The organism is Bermanella marisrubri, assembly GCF_012295615.1.
Classification (GTDB): domain Bacteria; phylum Pseudomonadota; class Gammaproteobacteria; order Pseudomonadales; family Oceanobacteraceae; genus Bermanella; species Bermanella marisrubri.
On sequence record NZ_CP051183.1, the window covers coordinates 1,573,870 to 1,594,470 of the forward strand.

Annotated in this window: 11 protein-coding genes; 3 read left to right on the top strand and 8 right to left on the bottom strand. The window is 42.3% G+C overall.

Going from position 1 to position 20,601, the window contains the following annotated elements:
* Positions 1 to 7: 7 nt before the first annotated feature.
* From HF888_RS07215 to tssA, 8 genes are read right to left on the bottom strand one after another with little or no spacing between them, the layout of a single operon-like run.
* Complete coding sequence (locus tag HF888_RS07215; RefSeq protein ID WP_007017649.1) at positions 8 to 3,427, bottom strand: type VI secretion protein IcmF/TssM N-terminal domain-containing protein; 3,420 nt, start codon at positions 3,425 to 3,427, stop codon at positions 8 to 10.
* 1 nt (position 3,428) lies between these two features.
* Positions 3,429 to 4,100 carry a DotU family type IV/VI secretion system protein gene (locus HF888_RS07220; protein ID WP_007017650.1) on the bottom strand — a complete coding sequence of 224 codons (672 nt, stop codon included), beginning with the start codon at positions 4,098 to 4,100 and terminating at the stop codon, positions 3,429 to 3,431.
* A 12-nt stretch (positions 4,101 to 4,112) separates the two neighbouring features.
* Positions 4,113 to 5,492, bottom strand: coding sequence for a type VI secretion system baseplate subunit TssK (gene tssK, locus HF888_RS07225; RefSeq protein WP_007017651.1), 1,380 nt, complete (start codon positions 5,490 to 5,492; stop codon positions 4,113 to 4,115).
* 29 nt (positions 5,493 to 5,521) lie between these two features.
* Complete coding sequence (gene tssJ, locus HF888_RS07230; RefSeq protein ID WP_007017652.1) at positions 5,522 to 6,133, bottom strand: type VI secretion system lipoprotein TssJ; 612 nt, start codon at positions 6,131 to 6,133, stop codon at positions 5,522 to 5,524.
* A 49-nt stretch (positions 6,134 to 6,182) separates the two neighbouring features.
* On the bottom strand, positions 6,183 to 6,695 hold the full coding sequence (locus HF888_RS07235; RefSeq protein WP_007017653.1) for an Hcp family type VI secretion system effector: 513 nt from the start codon (positions 6,693 to 6,695) through the stop codon (positions 6,183 to 6,185).
* Between the two features lie 50 nt (positions 6,696 to 6,745).
* Entirely contained in the window at positions 6,746 to 8,218 is a 1,473-nt protein-coding gene (gene tssC / locus HF888_RS07240; protein ID WP_007017654.1) for a type VI secretion system contractile sheath large subunit, read from the bottom strand.
* 10 nt (positions 8,219 to 8,228) lie between these two features.
* On the bottom strand, positions 8,229 to 8,711 hold the full coding sequence (gene tssB / locus HF888_RS07245; protein ID WP_007017655.1) for a type VI secretion system contractile sheath small subunit: 483 nt from the start codon (positions 8,709 to 8,711) through the stop codon (positions 8,229 to 8,231).
* Between the two features lie 16 nt (positions 8,712 to 8,727).
* Entirely contained in the window at positions 8,728 to 10,422 is a 1,695-nt protein-coding gene (gene tssA / locus HF888_RS07250; protein ID WP_007017656.1) for a type VI secretion system protein TssA, read from the bottom strand.
* A gap of 442 nt (positions 10,423 to 10,864) precedes the next feature.
* Between tssA and HF888_RS07255 the strand changes: the two genes are divergently transcribed.
* Genes HF888_RS07255 through HF888_RS07265 form a run of 3 tightly spaced genes read left to right on the top strand, consistent with a single transcriptional unit; the run spans position 10,865 to position 20,587 of the window.
* On the top strand, positions 10,865 to 17,593 hold the full coding sequence (locus tag HF888_RS07255) for a Calx-beta domain-containing protein (protein WP_007017657.1): 6,729 nt from the start codon (positions 10,865 to 10,867) through the stop codon (positions 17,591 to 17,593).
* Positions 17,594 to 17,612: 19 nt separating this feature from the next.
* Entirely contained in the window at positions 17,613 to 19,745 is a 2,133-nt protein-coding gene (locus HF888_RS07260; RefSeq protein WP_007017658.1) for a thrombospondin type 3 repeat-containing protein, read from the top strand.
* Positions 19,742 to 20,587 (top strand): hypothetical protein, encoded by an 846-nt coding sequence (locus HF888_RS07265; RefSeq protein WP_007017659.1) that lies wholly within the window; start codon positions 19,742 to 19,744, stop codon positions 20,585 to 20,587. The genes HF888_RS07260 and HF888_RS07265 overlap by 4 nt, the downstream gene beginning before the upstream one ends.
* Positions 20,588 to 20,601: the final 14 nt, after the last annotated feature.

The following is a 20,601-nucleotide window of genomic DNA, read 5'->3' on the forward strand; positions in this document are numbered from 1 at the left end:
TAATTCCTTACCAACAATGGGCCGCCACTTCAGGCAATTGTAGAGGAACGCTATCTAGCATTTGTACTACAGGGCGCTGTCCACGAATCTCAAAATTAACATCAATGTAGTTAACGCCAGAGTTTTCCAATTGAGCCGTTTGATTCGGGAAGTCTTTAGCCGCGAAAATATGTCGACCATCTTGGAACTCTTGCAAGAACTTACTGAACCCTTTGACACCTGTATAATTCTTAAGAAGCGTCAATTGCCCGATTTCAATTCGTAGCGTGGTATCACCGCAATTCTCCAAAGACCATTTAAATGTATGCTGGGTCGGATAGTTATAGTTTGCCAGAGTCTGTGTGCCATCACTGCAATAAAGATCCAAGAATGTGGCATATGGTTGAATGCGTGCACCAGGGTTCGCACCTGTAGGAAGTGCATTGACTTTGACATCAAAACTATTGCCGACAATAAACTTGCCTGCCTCAGCTTGATTCAGCACATTCATTAGATTTTCAGTTAAGCCAATGCTTCGTTGCTTAACGTTGGCACGCACGATACCACGCTTGTATTTCTTCTCAATGAAAGGCGAAATTTGCGTATCCAAGTAGTTCCAAAGTACACCACCTTCACCGACTAGAAGCGTACCCATTTGGTTGCTGCTTACACCTTCTAATGTCGCAAGGACATCGTTTTCCCAGCGATCTTGCAGTTCACAGGAGCTCTCGTTCTGCATGTAGTCATAGATTGCAGACATTGGGCCAGTGAATAGATGCCAGAATACTTTAGATGTCGATACCGGTTTACCAATTAAAGCCTGTAGTTCTTTGATCGCGATCCATGCGTTGGCTACGGAACCATTACCGCTTTCCGGTGCATCTGGTGACTGGAATAGGGTAGTGACTGAGCTCAATGATTGAGTACGCGAATCGGATTTGAAAGCGATTTCAGCCAGTGCTTGCTTGTAGGCATCCACTGCTACAACAGCGTCTTCTAGAGCTGAGTCTAGCTGTTCGCCGCCACGACCTTTGGTAGCTTTTTTGTGGATCTTCATGGCTTTCTTAGCAGCTTTACCCACTTTACCGAACTTGCCTAACGCTTTCTTAATGAGTTTTGAATTCCCTTTACCTTTGCGGCCATCAGTAATGGAATAACCTTGAACCTCCGCAAAAAAACTAATCTGTTGTTTAGAGTTGAAGTCTGCGTCAGCGAATGGCGCTAGCTGATCTTTCAACGTACCTAAGAGCGTAAAGTATGGGTTATCAGGGGTTGCCATGCGGTCTAACAGCTGTTGCCATTCTTTACGATCACGCTGCTGAATCTTGCCTTCATCAAAACGTTGGGCAAAGTTCATCCAGGCTTCGATATACTGGCGCTCGTAATATTGAGCAAAATCAACGCGAATTTCTGATAGTTTTTTATCTTCACTATTGGCGCGTTCAAATTCGTTCATGAAATCATCAATGAATGCGTGACCTTCAAGCGTGAAAGCGGCATCAACGCTCGGTGGGTTGACGACCTTGTAACTACCGCCCCAGAAGTCTTTTAAGCGGAAGCCGTCAAAGTCCTGAGAGTTTGCCCATTCAACAATCCAGTTGTAATCACCGTGATTTTGTTTAACTAGGTAAAGTAAAGCAGACTGAAGCGCTTTCTTCTCTTCAGTGAGCTCAACCAAAGACTGGCTCCAATTCACATAGGCAAGATAAATTTCGCTGTATAAGTCAGATGACTCAGGATCAACGTTTTCACTCTGTACCGTTAAGTAGTCACTGCCAATTGGACGGACTGGAATATCTTCATTAGGTAGCAAGCGGGTTTGGATGACATTGATACGACGCACGAGGCCGCCTGCCAATGCACTGGTTTCGCCCGTTTTAAGGTTATCAATAGTGGTTTTTAAGCTGCCATCAAAAGGCTTGATCAATTCATTGCGCACAAACTCTAAGTATTGGCTTTTAAGCTTAGCCACCTGATTAGCTTGGCCCTGTACCAATCCCCATGGCAAAGACTCTTGGTCTTTATAGGCGGTCATTGCGTCGATTAAGTTTTTCAGACGATAAGCGTTTAACAGCTTATCGTTTTCAGGTTGTTCATCAGATAACGAAATTTGGCTATCGCCATAGTTCGTTTGAATCTCCTTTAACACGGATTGATCAGAATCATATAGTGCGGATAACCCCACCATGGCACTAAAGGTCAGCGCACCACTGATGCCCAGTGCATATTTACGCATGGCGCTCTTGATACGCAGGGCAGACGGAAGACTAACCAAAGACCCACGATCAGACGGAAGAATCTTGGTAAAGAAGTCATGTAGGAATAAACCGTTTTTAACTTTTTCACCATCTTGTTCTTGAACACTTGAGCTAAAATATAAGCCTCGGAAGTGAGGTGCTTCTTGGTAGGCATTACCCTTTAAGGCAGTACGAATAAAGGTATGAAGACCATCTCTTACCGCTTCCATAGATTTGGGTAGGGTAAGCAGGCTTTCATCTGGATTGTCCGTTTGCTCCATCATTAGCAAGCGGATTTCCTTCAAGCGATCTAAAACATTGTCGAGGGCAGTATCAATGATGGCATCTACGTCACTTGTCGTCGCATCATTAAGGTAACCCATGGCCTGGGTCTTTAAGGCATCCGGTAAGTAACTGGCCCATTCTTCAAAGCCAGGAATTAAATCGGCCTTTGTTACCATGAGGTAGACAGGCACTTTAACTTCTAACTTATCCATCAAATGATTGATGCTATTACGTACTTGTCGGCCTTCTTCTAGAATCTCTTCTTCTGAGCAATCTAATAGGCGATTGGCCGCCACCGCTAATACGAGACCATTAAGTGGTTCTTTTTGTCGATGCTTGGATAGCATACCCAATAAAGTGTTCCACTCTTTGCGGTCACGTTCCATTTTGTCTGGAACGGCGTAGCGGCCCGCAGTATCAATCACGATACCTTCTTCGTATAACCACCATTCAAGGTTGAGCGTTGAGCCATCCTTATGTTCAGAAAGGTCAATTGAAGGCAATAGAAGTTTAGCGTTTCTTAAACTGGTGGATTTCCCAGAAGTAGGGCGACCAAATACCATATACCAAGGCAAGGCATAAAGTGGGTCTCCTTGGTATTTTAATTGAGATTTTTTTAATGCCTTAATCGTGCCGTTCCAGCGTTGCTTTAGGGAACGGTTTAACTCAGAGGTGCTCATGCCCAAGTCATCATCAAATTCGTCACCGGCGCCTATATTTAGTAGGCCTTTAACCTGAGCCTTGGCTCGTAAACGGACGAATATTTTGCGAATAATGATGAAGGCGAAATACAAACCAAAAATCACAGCCAACGCCGTAAGTCCGGTTTCTAAGGGTTGCTCTAACAGGTAGTTAATACTGAGAACAACAGCACTGACCAGGAGTGCAACTAATATCCATACAAGAATTCTCAAGAAAGTCTTCATACTACTTTACCACGTCCATGATGCTGCTGATGCTTTGACTGATTTCCAATGAATAAAATAATAGAGCGCCGCCAACGATCACAAATGGTGCTGTCGCAAAGAAAGGAATCAGGTTGATTCGAGACTTTTGCTGAGTATTAATTTGATCACGCTCGTGATAGGCGTCGGTAAATAACGTAGATTTTTCAAATACGTTATTGGCGTCTTTTGGGAGCAATAAATTGAGGTTGAAAAGTTTAATCTCTTCAATTTTAGGGCGATCTTGGGGCTGATAAAACTTGCCTTTGAATCCCAAGCTTAGGCAAAGCAAATAAATTTCGCGCACTGATCGGTCGTCGCCTTGACGATTTAGAAGATTCAAACGCTCATAAAATTCATGACCTGCATTAGACGTCTCATAGAACTCTCGTTGCAATGATTGCATTTGCCAAAGCGATTTCTGAGCCCATTGTGATGTGAGTACAGCTTCGTCAATAAATGCAACAATAGGGAAGAGTGCTTGATCGCATACTGTCTCTGGGTAGCCAGCACGAACCGCTGCCAACTTCGAGTCCAATAGCAATTGGTTTAAGCTTTCTCGAACCGATTTCCAGCTTTCATCAAGTTCGGACGCATCCGACTTGAGTCGGTTTGCCATCAATAAAGGGTCAATGAAGTAGTCAACTAATCTCATAATTCTATTCCACTAACGCTTTAAGATAACCAGTTCAATCATTAGGTCAGACGGAGCGCTGTCCCAATGTAGTACAAGGTTTTGCTGACGAACTACCGAAGACCATTCATCATCATGTATATCAATGCGTACATACTGAGCACCATCTTTTTTCGGTAAACCGGCAGGCGCGGTGGGCGAATGAATGAGCCCAATACCGGGAAGTGAGCGTTCAACCAAGATATCAATAGTATTTTGTGATGCTAGTTTTGCAGTAGTAAAGAATGAGTGACTAAAGTCATCCCAATTCTCAGTGCTATTAATAATCAGATAGAAATCCGCTTTGTCTTCAAAGAAGTCTTTCGGAATGTCGCAGCTAAAGGCCTGCTCATCACGCTTCAATTCAACTAGGAATTGTGGACCTACGGAAATTTCATTGAGCAAGCGATTGATCAATAAACGCGCTTTATCAAAACACTCGCCAGCATTGTTGTGGCTGTAATCAGGTAAAAGACTTTCACCGTCTTGAGTTTCACCCAGAAGGTTAATGTCGGGTGTAAAGGTACTGATTTCACCGATAAGCTCCTTTAAACCGCCATAAATTGACCAAGGCTGAATATTTGGAGTAGACACTTCGTGATTTAGGCGAGGCACATAGCGCGATAAAGCCTGTAAACTGAATCGATAGCGCAGAGCATTATTATCAATTTGGCTACCGAGCATCGCCTGTCCGGTTTTTAATTGGATGGCGCGGCCAGCTAGCTCGTCTTTTAGTTCGCTTATTTGTTTAGTAAGACGAGTATTGGCATGAATATTCAAGCAGGGCGGGATGTAGTCTTGTACTAACTTATAATTTTCGCCGTCTAGTCCCACCTGGCAGAAGGGGATCAAAGAATACTCAGAGTATTGCTCTTTTTCTGATTCTAATACGATATCAAGTTTTAGGATAAGCTCATGAGTCTCTGCTACATCCCCTTGAACGTAACGATCTTGGCTTTGCGTTGGATTAACAAAAGTAAAGAAACGAGTCTTTACACTATGTGCTTCAGATATGTCGCCAATCTTAGTCACATTTGAAGAGAAATTTGATTCCTGTTTGAGCGCTAGATAAACGGTGTTTGGACGTTCAGGGTCAATCTCTGCACCTTCAATGCTACGCTCGGCAACATAGGCGTTTTTATCGAGTTCAATATAAGTCCCGTCCTCGAGAAACAACTGGGCTTCATGCAACTTGATGCGTTTTGATTGAATTGCTTCACTCGATAGATCTAGTTGTATAAAGCCCCACATCCAAGGAGCCATATTCTGCTTCAGCGTATCGATTTGATGGGTAATATGCTTTTCACTTTGCTGAAAGTGTTGTGGCTGCAAGAACATGCCTTGATGCCAGAATATGGGTTGTGTTTGACTCACGATTTCTTCCTTAAAACAAACTAGTCGGATTAAAACCCGCTCGAACTCAAAATATTAATTTCTTCTTCTCTAAACAATTTGAACTGTTTAGTACTCTTTCTACCCATGGAAACATCAATAAATATATCATCGGGTACGGCTTTAGCTTCATCAGCGATCAAACCAAGACTTGAAAGTGCCAAATCCACGAAACCACGCTTCGCTTCTTTAATGGGGATATCAAAAACTTTAATGTCCAATTCTGTATTTAGCCCGTAATAACCAGAGATAAGGGCAATATATTTAGCACCTTGGGCGCGAGGCAGGGTGGCAATTTTTTCTTCCCCGGGTTGCAAAATGATGCGAGTAAATTGAGCAACGGTGTCATCGATACGCCCAGCATTTAATAGTTGCAACGCACCTTGTTTGGTTTCGGCTAAACCAAGAAAGGTATTGGGATCATTCAATTGGAATACGCCAACGGCAACGCTATGTGGTCGTCCACTTATCGCGTTCAGGTCTGCTGGGCTTTGCAAATGGATATGTACCGCTCGATCTTCAAACACCCAATCTTCAGGGGCGACCACTAAACTAGTTTTACTCGCGCAGCCTGTAAGGGTAACGATTAGGGTAGCGATAATTGTTAAATAAACTTGTCTCATCCTGAAACCTCTAAAAAGGCGACACAAAAGTGTCGCCTTAAACAAGCAATTAAGCTTGGCTTGAACCAAAGCGGTAAGAACCTTCGGTTCCTGCTGCTTCGTGAGTCCAAGTAATTGCACCTGGGTTGATGTGCAATACTTCCATGTGTGCAAGGTGAGACTGAGAAGGATCACCAACGCTTGGAAGTTGAGTTTCAATATCAACTAGTACAGAGTTTTCTAGTTCCATTACATAGTACAACTCTTCTTCACCGCTAGCAGAAATACGATACCAGTTAATGGTAAGGGTAAGCTGCTCGCCAGAAGTAAGTGCGTTGTGTAGTAGAGGAGAAGCTTTGTCGATCAGCTTGGTGATCTTCATTGGCTTCATTGCTGGCATACTAGTGATTTGGCCACTCTGCTCGTTAGTACCACGAGGTACGTTATGAGTGAATGCCTGAATCATGATTTCATCTTCATGGCCTTCTTGAGTAGCAGTACCAACAGAGTCCTCCGATAGTGCTCCTGCACTGATCTCACCCTGGTTTTCACCTTCGATCGTCATATAGGCTGGAATTGCCATTTAAATCTCCTTTTAATTTAAGGTCTTATAAAGTATTCAAGTTATTTGAACTACTCTTTATCCAACTTGCCAGCAAGTGATAATGTGAAGCTCGAACCCATGTATTTAAAATGGGGACGAACATGCATTTCCACTCGATAGAAGCCCGGATTTCCTTCGTCGTCGCTGACCACAATGCGCGCTTCGCGAAGTGGTTTACGGCTACGAACCTCTGGTGGCGGATTATCTTGGTCAGCCACATATTGGCGAACCCAGTTATTCAATTCACGATCTAAATCGTTCTTTGTTTTCCAGCTACCAATGTGCTCGCGTTGAAGCACTTTAATATAATGAGCTAGGCGATCAATCATGAATAAGTATGGTAATTGAGTACCTAGTTTAAAGTTTGTCTCTGCTTGTTTTCCTTCTGGAGAGTTACCGAAGAATTTTGGCTTTTGACAGGTATTAGCAGAGAAGAACGTAGCGTTGTCGGTTCCTTTACGAGCAATCAATCCAACGAAACCTTGTTCAGCCAGTTCAAACTCTTGACGATCCGATAGCATCACTTCTGTTGGGCTATAGACTTTGGTTTCGCCGTTTTCTTGATACTTGTAAACAGGCAGATCTAAAACTTCACCACCACTCTGCGGACCGATAACATTTGGGCACCAGCGATATTTTGCAAAGCTACGAGACATGTTTGCAGCAAATGCATAAGCCGCATTACCCCAGCAAAGCTTTTCAAACTCGGTTTGGATGCCTTCTTGATAGTTGAATTCTTTAACTTGGTTATCTTCACCATATGGCGCACGCAACATAAAGCGCGGAACGGTAAGAGCAACGTTACGAGAGTCATCTGTATCACGGAAGCCATTCCACTTCACATACTGTGGGCCTTCAAAGATAGATTCTAAATCTTTAAGTGCCGGCATACCTTGGAAGGAATCCAGTCCGAAGAATTTAGGACCAGCAGAGGCGATGAATGGAGCATGAGACATAGCAGAAACAGATGCCATATCTTGTAATAAACGCATATCTTGTGCAGTAGGGTTAACACTGTAACCACCAATAATCGCACCATAAGGCTTACCACCAAATTGGCCGTATTCTGCTGAATAGACATGACGGTATAGGCCAGAGCGCGTAACATCTGGTGCATCTTCAAAGTCTTCAATCAACTCGTCTTTTGTAGTGCTGATCATTTCGATAGCAATGTTTTGGCTGAAGTCAGTGCGATCAACCAAGAACTTAAGACCACGCCAAGAAGATTCAATCTTTTTAAATTCGGCTGCATGAATCACTTCATCTAATTGCTGACTGATTTTTTCATCAATCGCAGCAATCATATCGTCTGCCAGTTTCTTTTCGATCTTGTCGAAATTGCGCGAAGGCTTTAGCAAATCGCCGATGAATGCTTCTACGCCACGGCGGGCCGTATCAAAGCCATCGTCTTCTGGCGACATGCGTGTTTCAGCCATAACCTGATCTAATAGGCTTTCGGTTGCTGGCGCATCCAATACTGCTTCTTCAGTTTCATGTGACATGATGCTCTCCTTATTCCTCTAAGCCCAGTTCAGCCATGACTTGGGCGCGTGTTTCATCGTTCTCAAGAATGGCTTGAATGGTTTTTCTAAATGCTGGGACATTACCCAACGGGCCTCGAAGCGCTTGTAAAGCACGACGCAGTTCTAGCAGACTTGCCAATTCTGGAATTTGCTCAGCCACTTTCGCTGGATCGAAGTCTTTCATGCTAGAAATTTTCAGATCAACATTGATGTCATCTTCAGAGTTTTCTTCCAATTTGTTTGGAACACTGAACGACATTGAAAGGTTGTGGCTTTTAACAACATCGTTAAAGTTATCTTTGTTAATGTTGATAGGGTCACGATCCTCAATAACCTCGTCGCTTTCCTTGCCGGTATAGTCATCCAGTACCAATAACTTCAACGGCAATTCGACACTTTCTGTGGCGCCGCCAGTATCTGATTTATAGGCGATATTAATCCGTTCTTTCGGGGCTACGCTGCCGTCTGACATAACCGTCTCCTTTCATTTACTGAGTGATGAGTGCTGGGTTATACCAGCAAAGCTGTTCATAAGCGGCATCCACTTTCTGCTGCTTATGGGTAATTTCTTCTTCGTCTAACTTGTTGTAAGCATTGACGAGTAGTGCGAGTGCTTTTGATAAAAAGTCACTTTCCCAGTCAGCAACCGTCAAACTTCGCACTTCCTCTAGTAAGCGCTCTAGCATAGGGATACCCACTTTCACCTGGCCATTTGCGCAGGCTAATTCAGCGCACAGAAGCTTAACTTTAAATTTCTGGCGTTTCGTTTTTGCGGGTACATCATGCAATAGCTCAAACGCATCATTTAGCTTGCCGGCCATAGCCAATTTTTTTGCTTCATTTGCGACTTCCGATATTTCGTCGGTTTCGCTGTTACCACTATCAGAAGCCGTTTCCATCAGTGACTGTATCCAGGTCTTACATTGGTCACTGGCAAAGGCATCGCCATTGCTATATTGAAGATCTAAAATCTTAGGTACTCGGTGAATAAAGGCGGTTAGCTGTTCAATTAAAGCGTCTTTTGCTTTTTCAAATTCAGCGCCCAAAGCATCCATGGACAGAACAATGTAGCGATTGCCATCGAACCAATAAGGCATTTTCTCGGCGCTTTTTTCAGCCAGCTCAATGGCTTCTAAATACTCGCCGGACTCATATAGCTCAACCACTTTCTTTAGCTTGTCCGCTGGCGGGCTGGGTAGTTGAGTCTTGCCATCTTTCGCTGGCGGTAACTTATCTAACGATGCCCATAACGCATAGCGGCTATAGCGATAACGCTTAGGATCACTGGCTTTAACCTGACTGTGATAACTAGAAAGAGAGCGCAGAATGTCTTGCACTTGCTTAAACGCTTTTTTCGCGTCTTGGTCTGATTGAATATCACCGACAGGCTCGAATGAAGCCTGAGAAGCCGCTTTCTTTTCTGGTTTTTTAGCAACCGGTGCTGGAGCTGAAGGTGCCGAAACTTGGGGAGTAGGCTGTGCAGGAATTGTTTGAGCTTGAGCTTCAGGTTCTGTGCTTTCGCTCGCACCAGCCTCAACAGGCTGCTGAGGTGCAGCCTGACTAGCAGCTGGTTCAGCGATAGGTGCTGCTTGTTTCGTCTCCGCTGTCTTAGGCTGGTTCGCGACTTGAGATTTTGCCAGTTCTTTTAGCCGCTTTAGTGGGCGGTTGATATCGGCAAAGTTAGGCGCTTTATCATCCATCTTTTCAGCTAAAAAGAAATCAAGATTCTTTACGGTTGAAGCGATGCTGGAGACAAATTCAAAATCTTCTGGTTTAGGGTCATTTTGCTCTAGAAACAGAGCAGTCTGTTCAATCAGCCACTGGCAGGAGGCTTGTCGACCACGTAAGCGTTTAACGGGCGGAAACATATCTTGCCAGTATTCCTCACACAAGCTATCCAGTAGTGCAAACCCATCTAGCATGCCGGAATAACCATTCACTTGAATGGAAGCATTGGCAAAGTAGCAAGCAGCGGTAAAGTCTTTACTTAAGCCAGAAAGAATAGATTGCGATAGCTTTAAAACCTGATCCCAATCAGTGGTTTCATTCGTTAAAGATTGGGCTTTAGCGACTTCAGCTTCCAGTAATTCAAAGTCCGCCTCGTACTTGGCATTAATGCCGCAGGGGGAGTCTGCACTGATCGCTGATTTGGCAAGATCAATAATTGATTGATTTACTTCCATGTAAACGTCTTCCTAAACGGTAAGTAATACCAGGCCGAGGTATTACCAAAAACTACGAAGTGCGCGCATTTGATAATTAAATCCTAACGGTGTCAACCAACAAGAAAACGCGATTAAAAGGCCACCAAAGTAGTAATAAAGGATTAGAAATCCTGTGATGCGGGTGAGTTTGGTTTCTATATTTTGAACTGGGTCACATATGATTTGGCTTAGCTAGTACATTGGTTTTGCTTTTTGTAAGCCTTTTGCTACATAAAAGTTGGAGTAAAAGTTCTAAAAATAAGTGAAAGGTATGAGTAGCGATTAATCTTTGATCTTAATTTCTAAGACGTTACTCTGAGGCAATTTGAACGACGTCATGTAATTAAATTCTTTAAGTAGAAAAGCATTAAAATATGTGTAGACTCCGCTTCGTTTAGTTTTTGGGTAATGGAAGTACTCGATGAAATATCTCATCAATATTCAATGGATTGCCATTCTTACTATTAGCCTGTTTTTGACCGCCTGTTCAGACACGGGTTCTTCAGGGCAACCTCAATCGCGATCTAAAAATAACGAATACGCCGCCTCCGAACTTGAAGGGGATTCTGGTGTGACTCCTGTCAGCTTAAGCTTCACCGCAAATGAAAGTCAGGTTATTACCTACGAAACCTTTAATATTAGCGCTGCAGAAAAAAGTGACTACCAAGCAATATCAGACACAATAGAAGTGCTGTCGGGGAAAACCTATACACTTGATTTTGAGATTTTTGCCGACGAAGAAATAGAAGGCAGTGAGTCTTTTGGTGTTCGATTTAAAACCTCAAACAATGAGATTATCGAAGAAAAAAGAATCCAAATATTGAACGATGATATACCTAGGGTGACAGTCAACAAACCAGAGGTGTCCGAGTCCGACGTTGGTACGACGCGCCTTGTATTTGATTTTACCCTAGAAGATTCAGTAGTAGATGACTATTCACTTTTTCTTTCTACGGTGAGTGTTGATCAACTATCACAAGCTGATTTACTTGCTTATAAGTATATTGCCATGCCAGAAGTAGATTATCGCTTGGCAACTGACACGATTGTCTTTAGTCGTGGTGATATCAAGAAAACTGTCGAGGTTGAAGTACTGTCAGAAAATATTATTGAAGAAAACGAATTAGTCCTTTTACGATTGACAGATGTTGACGATATAAACGTACTGGGAGAGGGCGTATTCGTCGAAGGAACTATCAGATCGGATGAAACACCGTCAAGGAATGGATTTGATATTGAAAGTAGCGATGATGCGAGTGCATTGTCGATCCAGGAAGGCCCGAATCAAGAGGAAAATCTTGATACATGGAAGCGTCACCGCTTGAATTTTAAGATCGAAAATAATTCAGAGATACATCAAACTCAAAATATCTCATTGCGGTTAAAATCTAAGTCCGAGTATCTCGAAAGCAGCTCGCAGTCGACGGTTAATTACGTCAATCAAGTAGTTGGCGGTATTGATGTTTGTATGGAAGAGCCAGATACAAAACCGTCAGAGACAACAGAGTGCAAGATGCAAACATGGAAAGAACTTAATGTTGGTGATGAGACTATCAGCTTCGATATCTTTATTCAGCAAGATAAGTTAAGAGAAAGCCTTGAACAAATGTCTCTATCGGTCGAGAACGATCAAGGCGTTGTGTTTACAGATGTACTTGTCAGCATTGTGAATGATGACCAAGAAGAGCTTCTTATAAAGCGACCAGACACAAATGAAATAGTGAGTCTTAAAGATTTTAACGAAGCTCTAGTGTTGACAGAACCAACTTCAGAGGAAGGTTTAGTAGAGCATTCTTTCGAAGTGTCTTTGTCTGAAGATATTTCTGGTGATTACGAATTGGGCTATGAGGTCGCTTCTGTCGGTTTTGCAGGTGGGGCCGATTTCGAAAGCAAAAGGGGCTCGATTTCTTTTAGTAGTACCAAAAATAAGGATTATATATCTTTTAAATTATATGCCGACGGTTTGTATGACGGTGATAAAGATCTTGTAATTCGATTTTATGAACAAGGTATCAGCCCTATAGATATACGTGTGTTAGATATTGATCGACCCAAAGTCCAAATCAAGTCTATTGATGTGTCTAAAGACAAGGAAGGGATATTTATAGTTTCAGAGCAGCCGAACACCACCTATGGTACTGACGGCTTCCTTGTCGAAGATCAAGTCTATGATTTTGAACTAACATTGGTCGGCGCGGTTCTCGCTTATAACGATTTAGTATATGAAATTGAAGAAGTTACTTCAGTTATTAACGAAACCGAAGAAACGGCTTGCCAGCCACTCGACTTGATCGGTCCAAACACTCTAGCAAATGCAAGTAATGAAGACTTCACGCTTATCGTTGGCGAAAAAGAGAACGTAGAATCCATCACTATTTTGCAAGATACAGACAAGGCAAGTTTCTCGATCAAGATTCATGATGATACTGATATTGAATGTATTGAGCGCTTTAATATCAAAATCACACCTGAGGGCTCGCCCCAATCAGAGGCCTCCTCTGCCAGTGAAACCCTAGCGTTGGCTATACCCAATAAAGATGGTGCCAAGTTTGAAGTTCAGGGTTTTTCAGTTGATGAAGATGCTGGTACCGCTAACGTAAAAATAATTGGAAGTCACCCAGTTGTAGCTGATTTTAATCTAACACCAGATTATGGTGTTCACGCATGCTCAAGGCTTGATATAAATGAGCCTAATGATGGTTTCGCTTCGAGCGTAAGTGCAGATGGACTAACAACCGAAATATCAGTAGGGATGGCAAGCGATGACTTGGTCGAGCCTGATGAAGATTGCGCTTTTACTGTTGATATAGCGGGAATCCAAGGAGAGCCCAGATTTAAGTACGCATTTGCAAATGCAAATGGCGAAATCCTTGATAGTAATGATGAGCCGTTTACTAGTGCTCAAGCAATCGGGACTATTAAAAATGATGACTTTCTAACCTTTGAAATCGCCGCATTGGACAGTGACGAAATTGAAGCAGGAAGTACTTTTCCAGAAGACGGCATAGACGTTGAAGGTACTCAATCAAATAACTTCATTGAAGTGAAATGGGATAAACCAATAGCTGAAAATGCTAGGGATTTAATCGGTTTGGACCTCACCCTTGACGCTAGCGCTTGCGACGACACAGCTTCAGGCATTTCAGCGTGCGCAGCAGATGGTGATTTTGAAAACAGTACAATAAACGCAACGTTTACACACACGCACTTTGCCGTACAAGAGTCTGATGATGGATTTTATAGAGGTATAGTGCAAGACTTAGCCATAGAGAATGATAGCGTTTTCGAACTGATGGAGGCTGCTTTCTTCAATATTTCACTAGATGCTAATAGACAGGACAGCGCTAAATATATCAAAAAGAATGCTCAAGATGAGCTACTTTTCACCCGACAAATCTCATTAAATATTATTGATAATGACGGTCCAGAAATAGAAATCATTAGAGAGCTTAATGAGTGTTTTGAAGATGAAACTGTCCCATCGGATCAACGTGATATTGAGCGTGACTGTAAGCAAATTTACAGTTTTCGAAAGGGGGTAGACAAGGATATAGCCAGCAATATTAATATCGGCGTTGTGGTTGATTTCGGCGGTAGTGCGTCAGTAAAACAATCTAATTCTGATACTGATTATGGAGATGTATCAGTTTGCCTTGCTGCTAAGAATGAAACCACTTGTGATAACACATCATTGCTGTCCTTTTCGTCGAATAATGAAGAACTGGCGGTAGTTACATCTGGTACAGTCACAGATAAGGTTCTTATTTTTGAGTTTGTTGATGACGACGTGGTAGAAGTAGATGAAGACGCAACCATCTCATTTCGTAAAGCAGTAGATTCAATATCCTCAAGCGTGAGTTTGACGGGTATTACAAGTGAGTCTTTCACATTCAAAAATGATGATTTTCTGTCGATCGAGTTTACTGCAACCGAATTATTTGAAGGCACGCTACCAGAGCAGGGTGTGGCAAAACCGTTCTCGTATGAGTTGTCAAAGGTTGTTGCGCCCGAAGTTCCAGATATTCAACTGGCTGTTAATATAGGGGGATGTACAAGTCCTAATACTGTCAATTGTGCGGAAACTAATGATTACGATAATACGACCGGTGATTACCTGCTGGTTCACGATCAAAGCCAAGGAGAATATACACCTGCCGAAAGCCATTCTATAAAAATAACTTATGTCAAAGATGCATTGGTAGAAGAAGATGAGACTCTAAATATAGTTGTGAGTAAGGATTCTAGTCACACGTTAGTAACTGGATCTAGCTATCTTGTCGATTTTACTGAGAACGAGCTTCCATCCCAGACGCAAACAGTCTCAGCCATTATTCAAAATGATGATGAACTCACTTTATCGATTGTTGAAAAAATGAGCTCATCTAGTTGTTCTGGAATTATAGGTGAGGGTAGTTGCAAGGAGTATTCAGTAAGCTGGTCAGAACAGATAGCCAGCGATGTAACTAGTGGGAAAATACTGCTTGATGTCGTTAATACTGGTCCAGATAATAATTCAGTGATTAACCAAAATGAAGTGTCGAACATAGACGGTAGCTTAGTTACGGTCAGTCCACAAGATTATCAAGTATCAGGCTCTAGTGTTTTAGCGGGTAAAAATACCTTAGATTTAAAAGTTTTAGGTGGCTTGATTGCTCAAAATAAATATGGATTTGACTTTTCTATCAATGTGCTTGGTGATGGCTACGTAGAGCCGGAAGAAACACTAAGCTTAACGTTTGCCGATAACTCTAGCTACATAAAACAAGTATCGTGTGCCTTTGATCAGTCGTGTAATGTAAGCAGCACGATTCAGGTAAACGATGTATTGAATATTCTATTCGGTGGGCAGCGCCAAGGGAAAGAGCCTACAAGTGATCTTGCTGACACACATATTAGGCGCTTCCCTGTTGAGGTGACGTTTGCTGGTCCAACCAAGATTGCATCAAACGCTGGTTCGCTTTTATTGTCAGCTACCTCTGTATGTGACCCCAGTAGGCATACATGTGCTCAGGCAGATGACTTTGATTTAAGTAATAGGTTAGATATTTCCGGTATTCTTGTGAGTAATAGCTATGATCTAGGTTCTTATAAGTGGTACCCGTTGGAGATAGAAGAAGATAATGATATTGAGTTTCCAGAGCGCGTTGATATTCAGTTTTCAGAATCTTCAAACCTAGTTAATTTGAATGGCAGTTCTGCCAATTCATCAATAAACGAAGCGTACACGATAGAAAACGATGATACGGCCACTCTTACTTTGTCGGATACTAATGCAGAATCTTTGAGGGAAGGTGAGTCAATTAGAATTGAGTTCTCAGTCGATAAAATGCCAGCCAGCAATGGACCAAGCGTAACAATTGATTATCAATTGGGCAGTGATATGTTTGAAGAACCAGATGGCTCTTTTAATTTACGACCTCAGCAAGAGGACTATGTATTAAGCCTGACCGCAAAAGATAATAACGTCATCGAAGAGAGTCAAAATACAAGAGTATCATTTGGCGCTGCCTCAGATTCCGCAGGCTATATTGAAAATTCGAACGACCTTGTGGAATATGTTGAAGTTATAAATAACGATTTTATTACGCTTTCCACATCTCTATCTCAAGATGGCTCAGATATCTTAAACGAGGCGAACGCCGTAAATCTGGAATGGAACTATGACCAAGGCGACGTTTTAACTGGAGAAGTGGTGTTGCCCGTTGTCATTGCATTCGCATCTAGTGAAGATTTTGAAGATGTTGATGGCAATGTAACTATTCCCGCTAATATAGATGGGCAAGGTAGTTATTCTGGGTCACAAGTCGGTTTTTCAGTTAAGGATGATTCAATAATAGAGCTAGATGAAAACCATGAGGTTACTTTATCTTTAAGTGATTCAGGTACGATATCTTTCAGCGAATTTGTGGTATTTGATAACAATAAAGAGATTTATAACTTCGCTATAAATGATGATGATGACATCAATGTTGAAGTACAAGGCGTTTGGGATATGCCAAATTCATCAAGTAAAGATATTACAGCTAACTTTTGCATGCCCTCTTCGGACCATGCATTAGAAAGTATTATTAATTATACCCTAGAAGTGAAAAATGATGCCGCTGACTTGGATAGTAGACAGGATGAATTGGATGGTAGTAGTGCTTTTTCTTTATCAGTTCCTTTGATTGATAAAGCCGGTTACGACAACTCTTATAAAAACGCAGAATGTTCGATTGATTACTCTGTACCGAACATTACATGTCCTTCAGCCGGTCAGCTAAGTAAACCAATATCGATAGCTCCAAGCGATTTTGATGCTAGTGGATGTGCCGTAAAAACTCTATTTATTGCAAACGCGTTTAATGAAACGCAACCTACCAAGCACATTCAGTACGAATTAAGTGCAGGCGATGAACGTGGTATATCAATAACGGATCAACAAATGGCTATCGCTAACACCGATTACCCATTGATAACAGATACTGGATTAAAAAGCTGTCTGGATGGGACCCGAGACGTTGTTAGTTGCTATCCGGGAAATATGGGGCCAAGCAATGATTATCGAAAAAGACAAGATGCTAGAGCAACAGAGACCTATCCAAAACTGTCTTACACCGGTATCGACGCCAACGGTGATCCTGCACTAGCAAGAATGAAGCGAGATTCCTATTTTGGTGCTGTCGATATTGTCTATGGTGAGCCAGAAGAAAATCCAGAGCTATGCTTTCAAGACAATAATACAGGCCGTATTTGGATGAAAACTCAATATTCGGAAAATGATGCGATTAAATATGATTACGCGTCAGACCCTCTTGGACTTGTGACGGACCAATATTGCGGTATTGATAAGGCTGAGTGGGCTGTGCCGTCCGTACAAGAATTATATTCTGTTATGTCGATGCATCACCTAACGCTAAAAGAAGGTATACCACGCCAGACAATGCGAAAGTCAACTGCTTATCAGAGCGACGAAGTGATTAGAAAAGTATATAGCGATGGCAAGACCAGTGAATTTACCAGGGTGTTTAAATCCGCATATTGGTCAAGTGATGCTTGTCAAGTTGATAATGTGAGTGGCTTTTGGACAGTTGATTTTTTCACGGGCGTAACGCGATGTGAGTCAGCAACAGAGTTGAATTTTAAAGTTCTCGTGCATAGGCCACAATAAAGCCTAGTAAGGATAAGTTATGAAATATAAATTGATTCTTAATGCGTTATTTTTTTCGTTATTAACCGCTTGTGGTTCCGATACTAAGGCGCCAGATATTGATGCTGATGGCATTCCCGATCAAACCGATAACTGTTTGAATATCGCAAACCCCGATCAAGCCGACTTAGATGGTAATGGTCAAGGTGATGTGTGTGATAGTGATATAGACGGAGATGGTGTAGCAAATGATAGCGATCTCTTCCCTCGTGATAGTTCTGAAACGATCGATACTGACGGTGATGGCATTGGCGACAATGGAGACAATTGCCCAGCCATAGCAAATCCAGAGCAAGAAAACGCTGACAATGATACGGCAGGCGATGCTTGCGACGCTTTCAAAAATGACCCCTCAGAAACATTAGACACAGATAATGATGGCATCGGCAATAATGCGGATACTGATGACGATGGCGATGGTGTTGCCGATATCGATGATCCTTTCCCGTTAAACTCTGAAGAATGGGCCGATGTCGACGAAGACGGTGTAGGCGATAATGCTGACCTGCACCTCAATAATACCTCACAAAACGCTTATCAACTAACCCGCCTATGGGAGACTGGTAAAGCCATTCGTTTTATCGCACCGGGCCCAGAAAGTGATCGCTTTGGTGATTTCTTTGGCGCACGCGTATCGTCAGCAGGGGATGTGAATGGTGATGATCTAGATGATCTGTTAATTGGGTTCGCAGCCTATCAGGACGGCGATATTTATTATGGCGGTTTGGTGATACTTTTATTCGGCAGAGAGCAAGGCTGGCCCAATACCATTGATATGGGCAATCTGGACTCTACCGATCTTGAATACCTATTTATACACTCTATGCCCGGTGAGCCAAATTTTGGAAATGGCTTAGGGATTGATGTTACTGGTGTAGGGGATGTCAATAAAGACGGGTTTGATGACTTTTTTGTAGGGAGTAGTTTCAAAGACTATGGGGAAGAGATGTCAGCAGGCGAAGTGTATCTTATATTTGGGCGCGAGAGCTTCCCTAAAACAGATATGACCATTAATGAAATTAAGCAGGATTACGCCATTACCTATTATGGTGAAGAACAATTCGGTGGTTTGGGAAATGTAGTTGCATCCCTGGGTGATGTGAATGGCGATACCTATCCAGATTTCATCATGGGCGAGTTACAGTATGATCTAACACCAGGTGGAGATGAGGGTCGTTCCATTGTTATCTTTGGCGGAGAGCATTTACAACCACCCTCAAACAGTAACCCTATTAGTATTGATCCAGATAGTTTAGATACAACGCAATCTGCCTTTATCCATAACACCCCTCTTTCGTTGAAAGATCGCAATGCTCGAGTCGTGGGGATAAGTGACTTTAATGATGATGGCTACGATGATATTGCCATTGCTAGACCTGAGTTATTAAGCAATGGCAAACGCGGCATGGTGTCAGTCATTTGGGGGCGGCAAAACTGGACACAAGCCATTGACTTAAACAATATGGATATTAACGATGGCCTCAGTATTGTTCCAGTATCCTCTGAGAGTGACGAAAACCCCGGGCTAGGAAAAAATCTTGCGGTAGGGGATATTAATGGCAATGGCCATAAAGATCTGATGATGAGTGGCTACGGGATTACCGATAATGATCGTATTTATATTGTATATGGCGGCCGTCAAGCGTGGCCAAATCAAGTCATCGCCTCAGAATTATTAACAGATCAAGGCGGAATGATTAAGACGGATCATAGGGCATTACTAGGATATGCCATGGCGGTTCTACCGGATACAAACGGTGATGGTATGGATGAGCTATTAGCATCAGCTTATCGAAAAGAAGATTCAGATTTGGAGGACTTTCTCTCTCGAGTTTACCGATTTGATGGTCGAAAGGATTGGAGTGATATTACTTTAAAAATTGATAATGACCCTAAAGATGTCGAGTACATTGAACATTTGTGGCTCTCCGGTCTAGGGGGGAATATCGTTACCGTAGGTGACTATAATCAAGACGGTGTACCAGAGTTTGTTGTAGACGATGACATACGTGTAAAAGAATATGACGGTCAGGATCTTTCTGAGCGTAAGACTCACTTTTACCTAGTATTAGGAGGTTATAGTCAGAGTAAAGTTGGTGAGGTGAATCCATGAGCCATACCTGCAGAGTTGTATTAGCTTTATTTTGTGTTGTTTTTTCGATTTATGCATATGCTTGGCCAACGGCTATGGATTTCGAAAACGACAACTCAGGTGATCCTTTGGATAGGAGTCATTTGGATATTGTTATTGGAGGTAATGAAAGTGCGATTCCTCGCTGCGATGCTGGTTATGAATACGATGGTAACGGTTTTGTAATCGAAGATCCCTATTGTCATCGCTATGGCTTGGTTTGGGCGCCAGCTCTTGCAGATGGTAAAATGCAACCGCAAATCGACTGGAATCCTGAGTTAACCTTGAGTGATACAGGCTTTCGTCTGCCAACCATTAAAGAACTTATTCGCCTGGTTGAATTTGATAAGAATACTAGGGATTCAGAATTAGGCTCAGACCCAGATCTTAGTGGAGCATTTACCGATAGGTTAATTGCGTACTGGTTAAATAAAAAATGCGAGTTATCTTCTAACGGTTCTAATAGTTGTTTGAAGCAGGATGTAAAGCTAACAGATGGTTCGTCAGAGCTCAAAGATGGTTATTTGATATCCTCCAGTTATGCTGATGTTGATGGTGATCCAGGAAATACATTATCGCTGGTTATGGGCATTAGAATCTCAGATGGTAAAGTTGCTTTGTTTGAACCTGGTGTAAAAGGAGGATGGTTCGAAGGTCATGACAATAAATCAGGAATGCTCGCTTTGTGTTTAGGGCATGTATTCGGTACCACTGAACATGGTTATTGTGAGTATGATGTTAATAATACTACCTATAGTAATGCCGCAGATCTATCCATCGTTCCGGTATTTGCACTTCTCGTTAAAGAGATTCAAACCCCTTAAAATTAATGAATAGC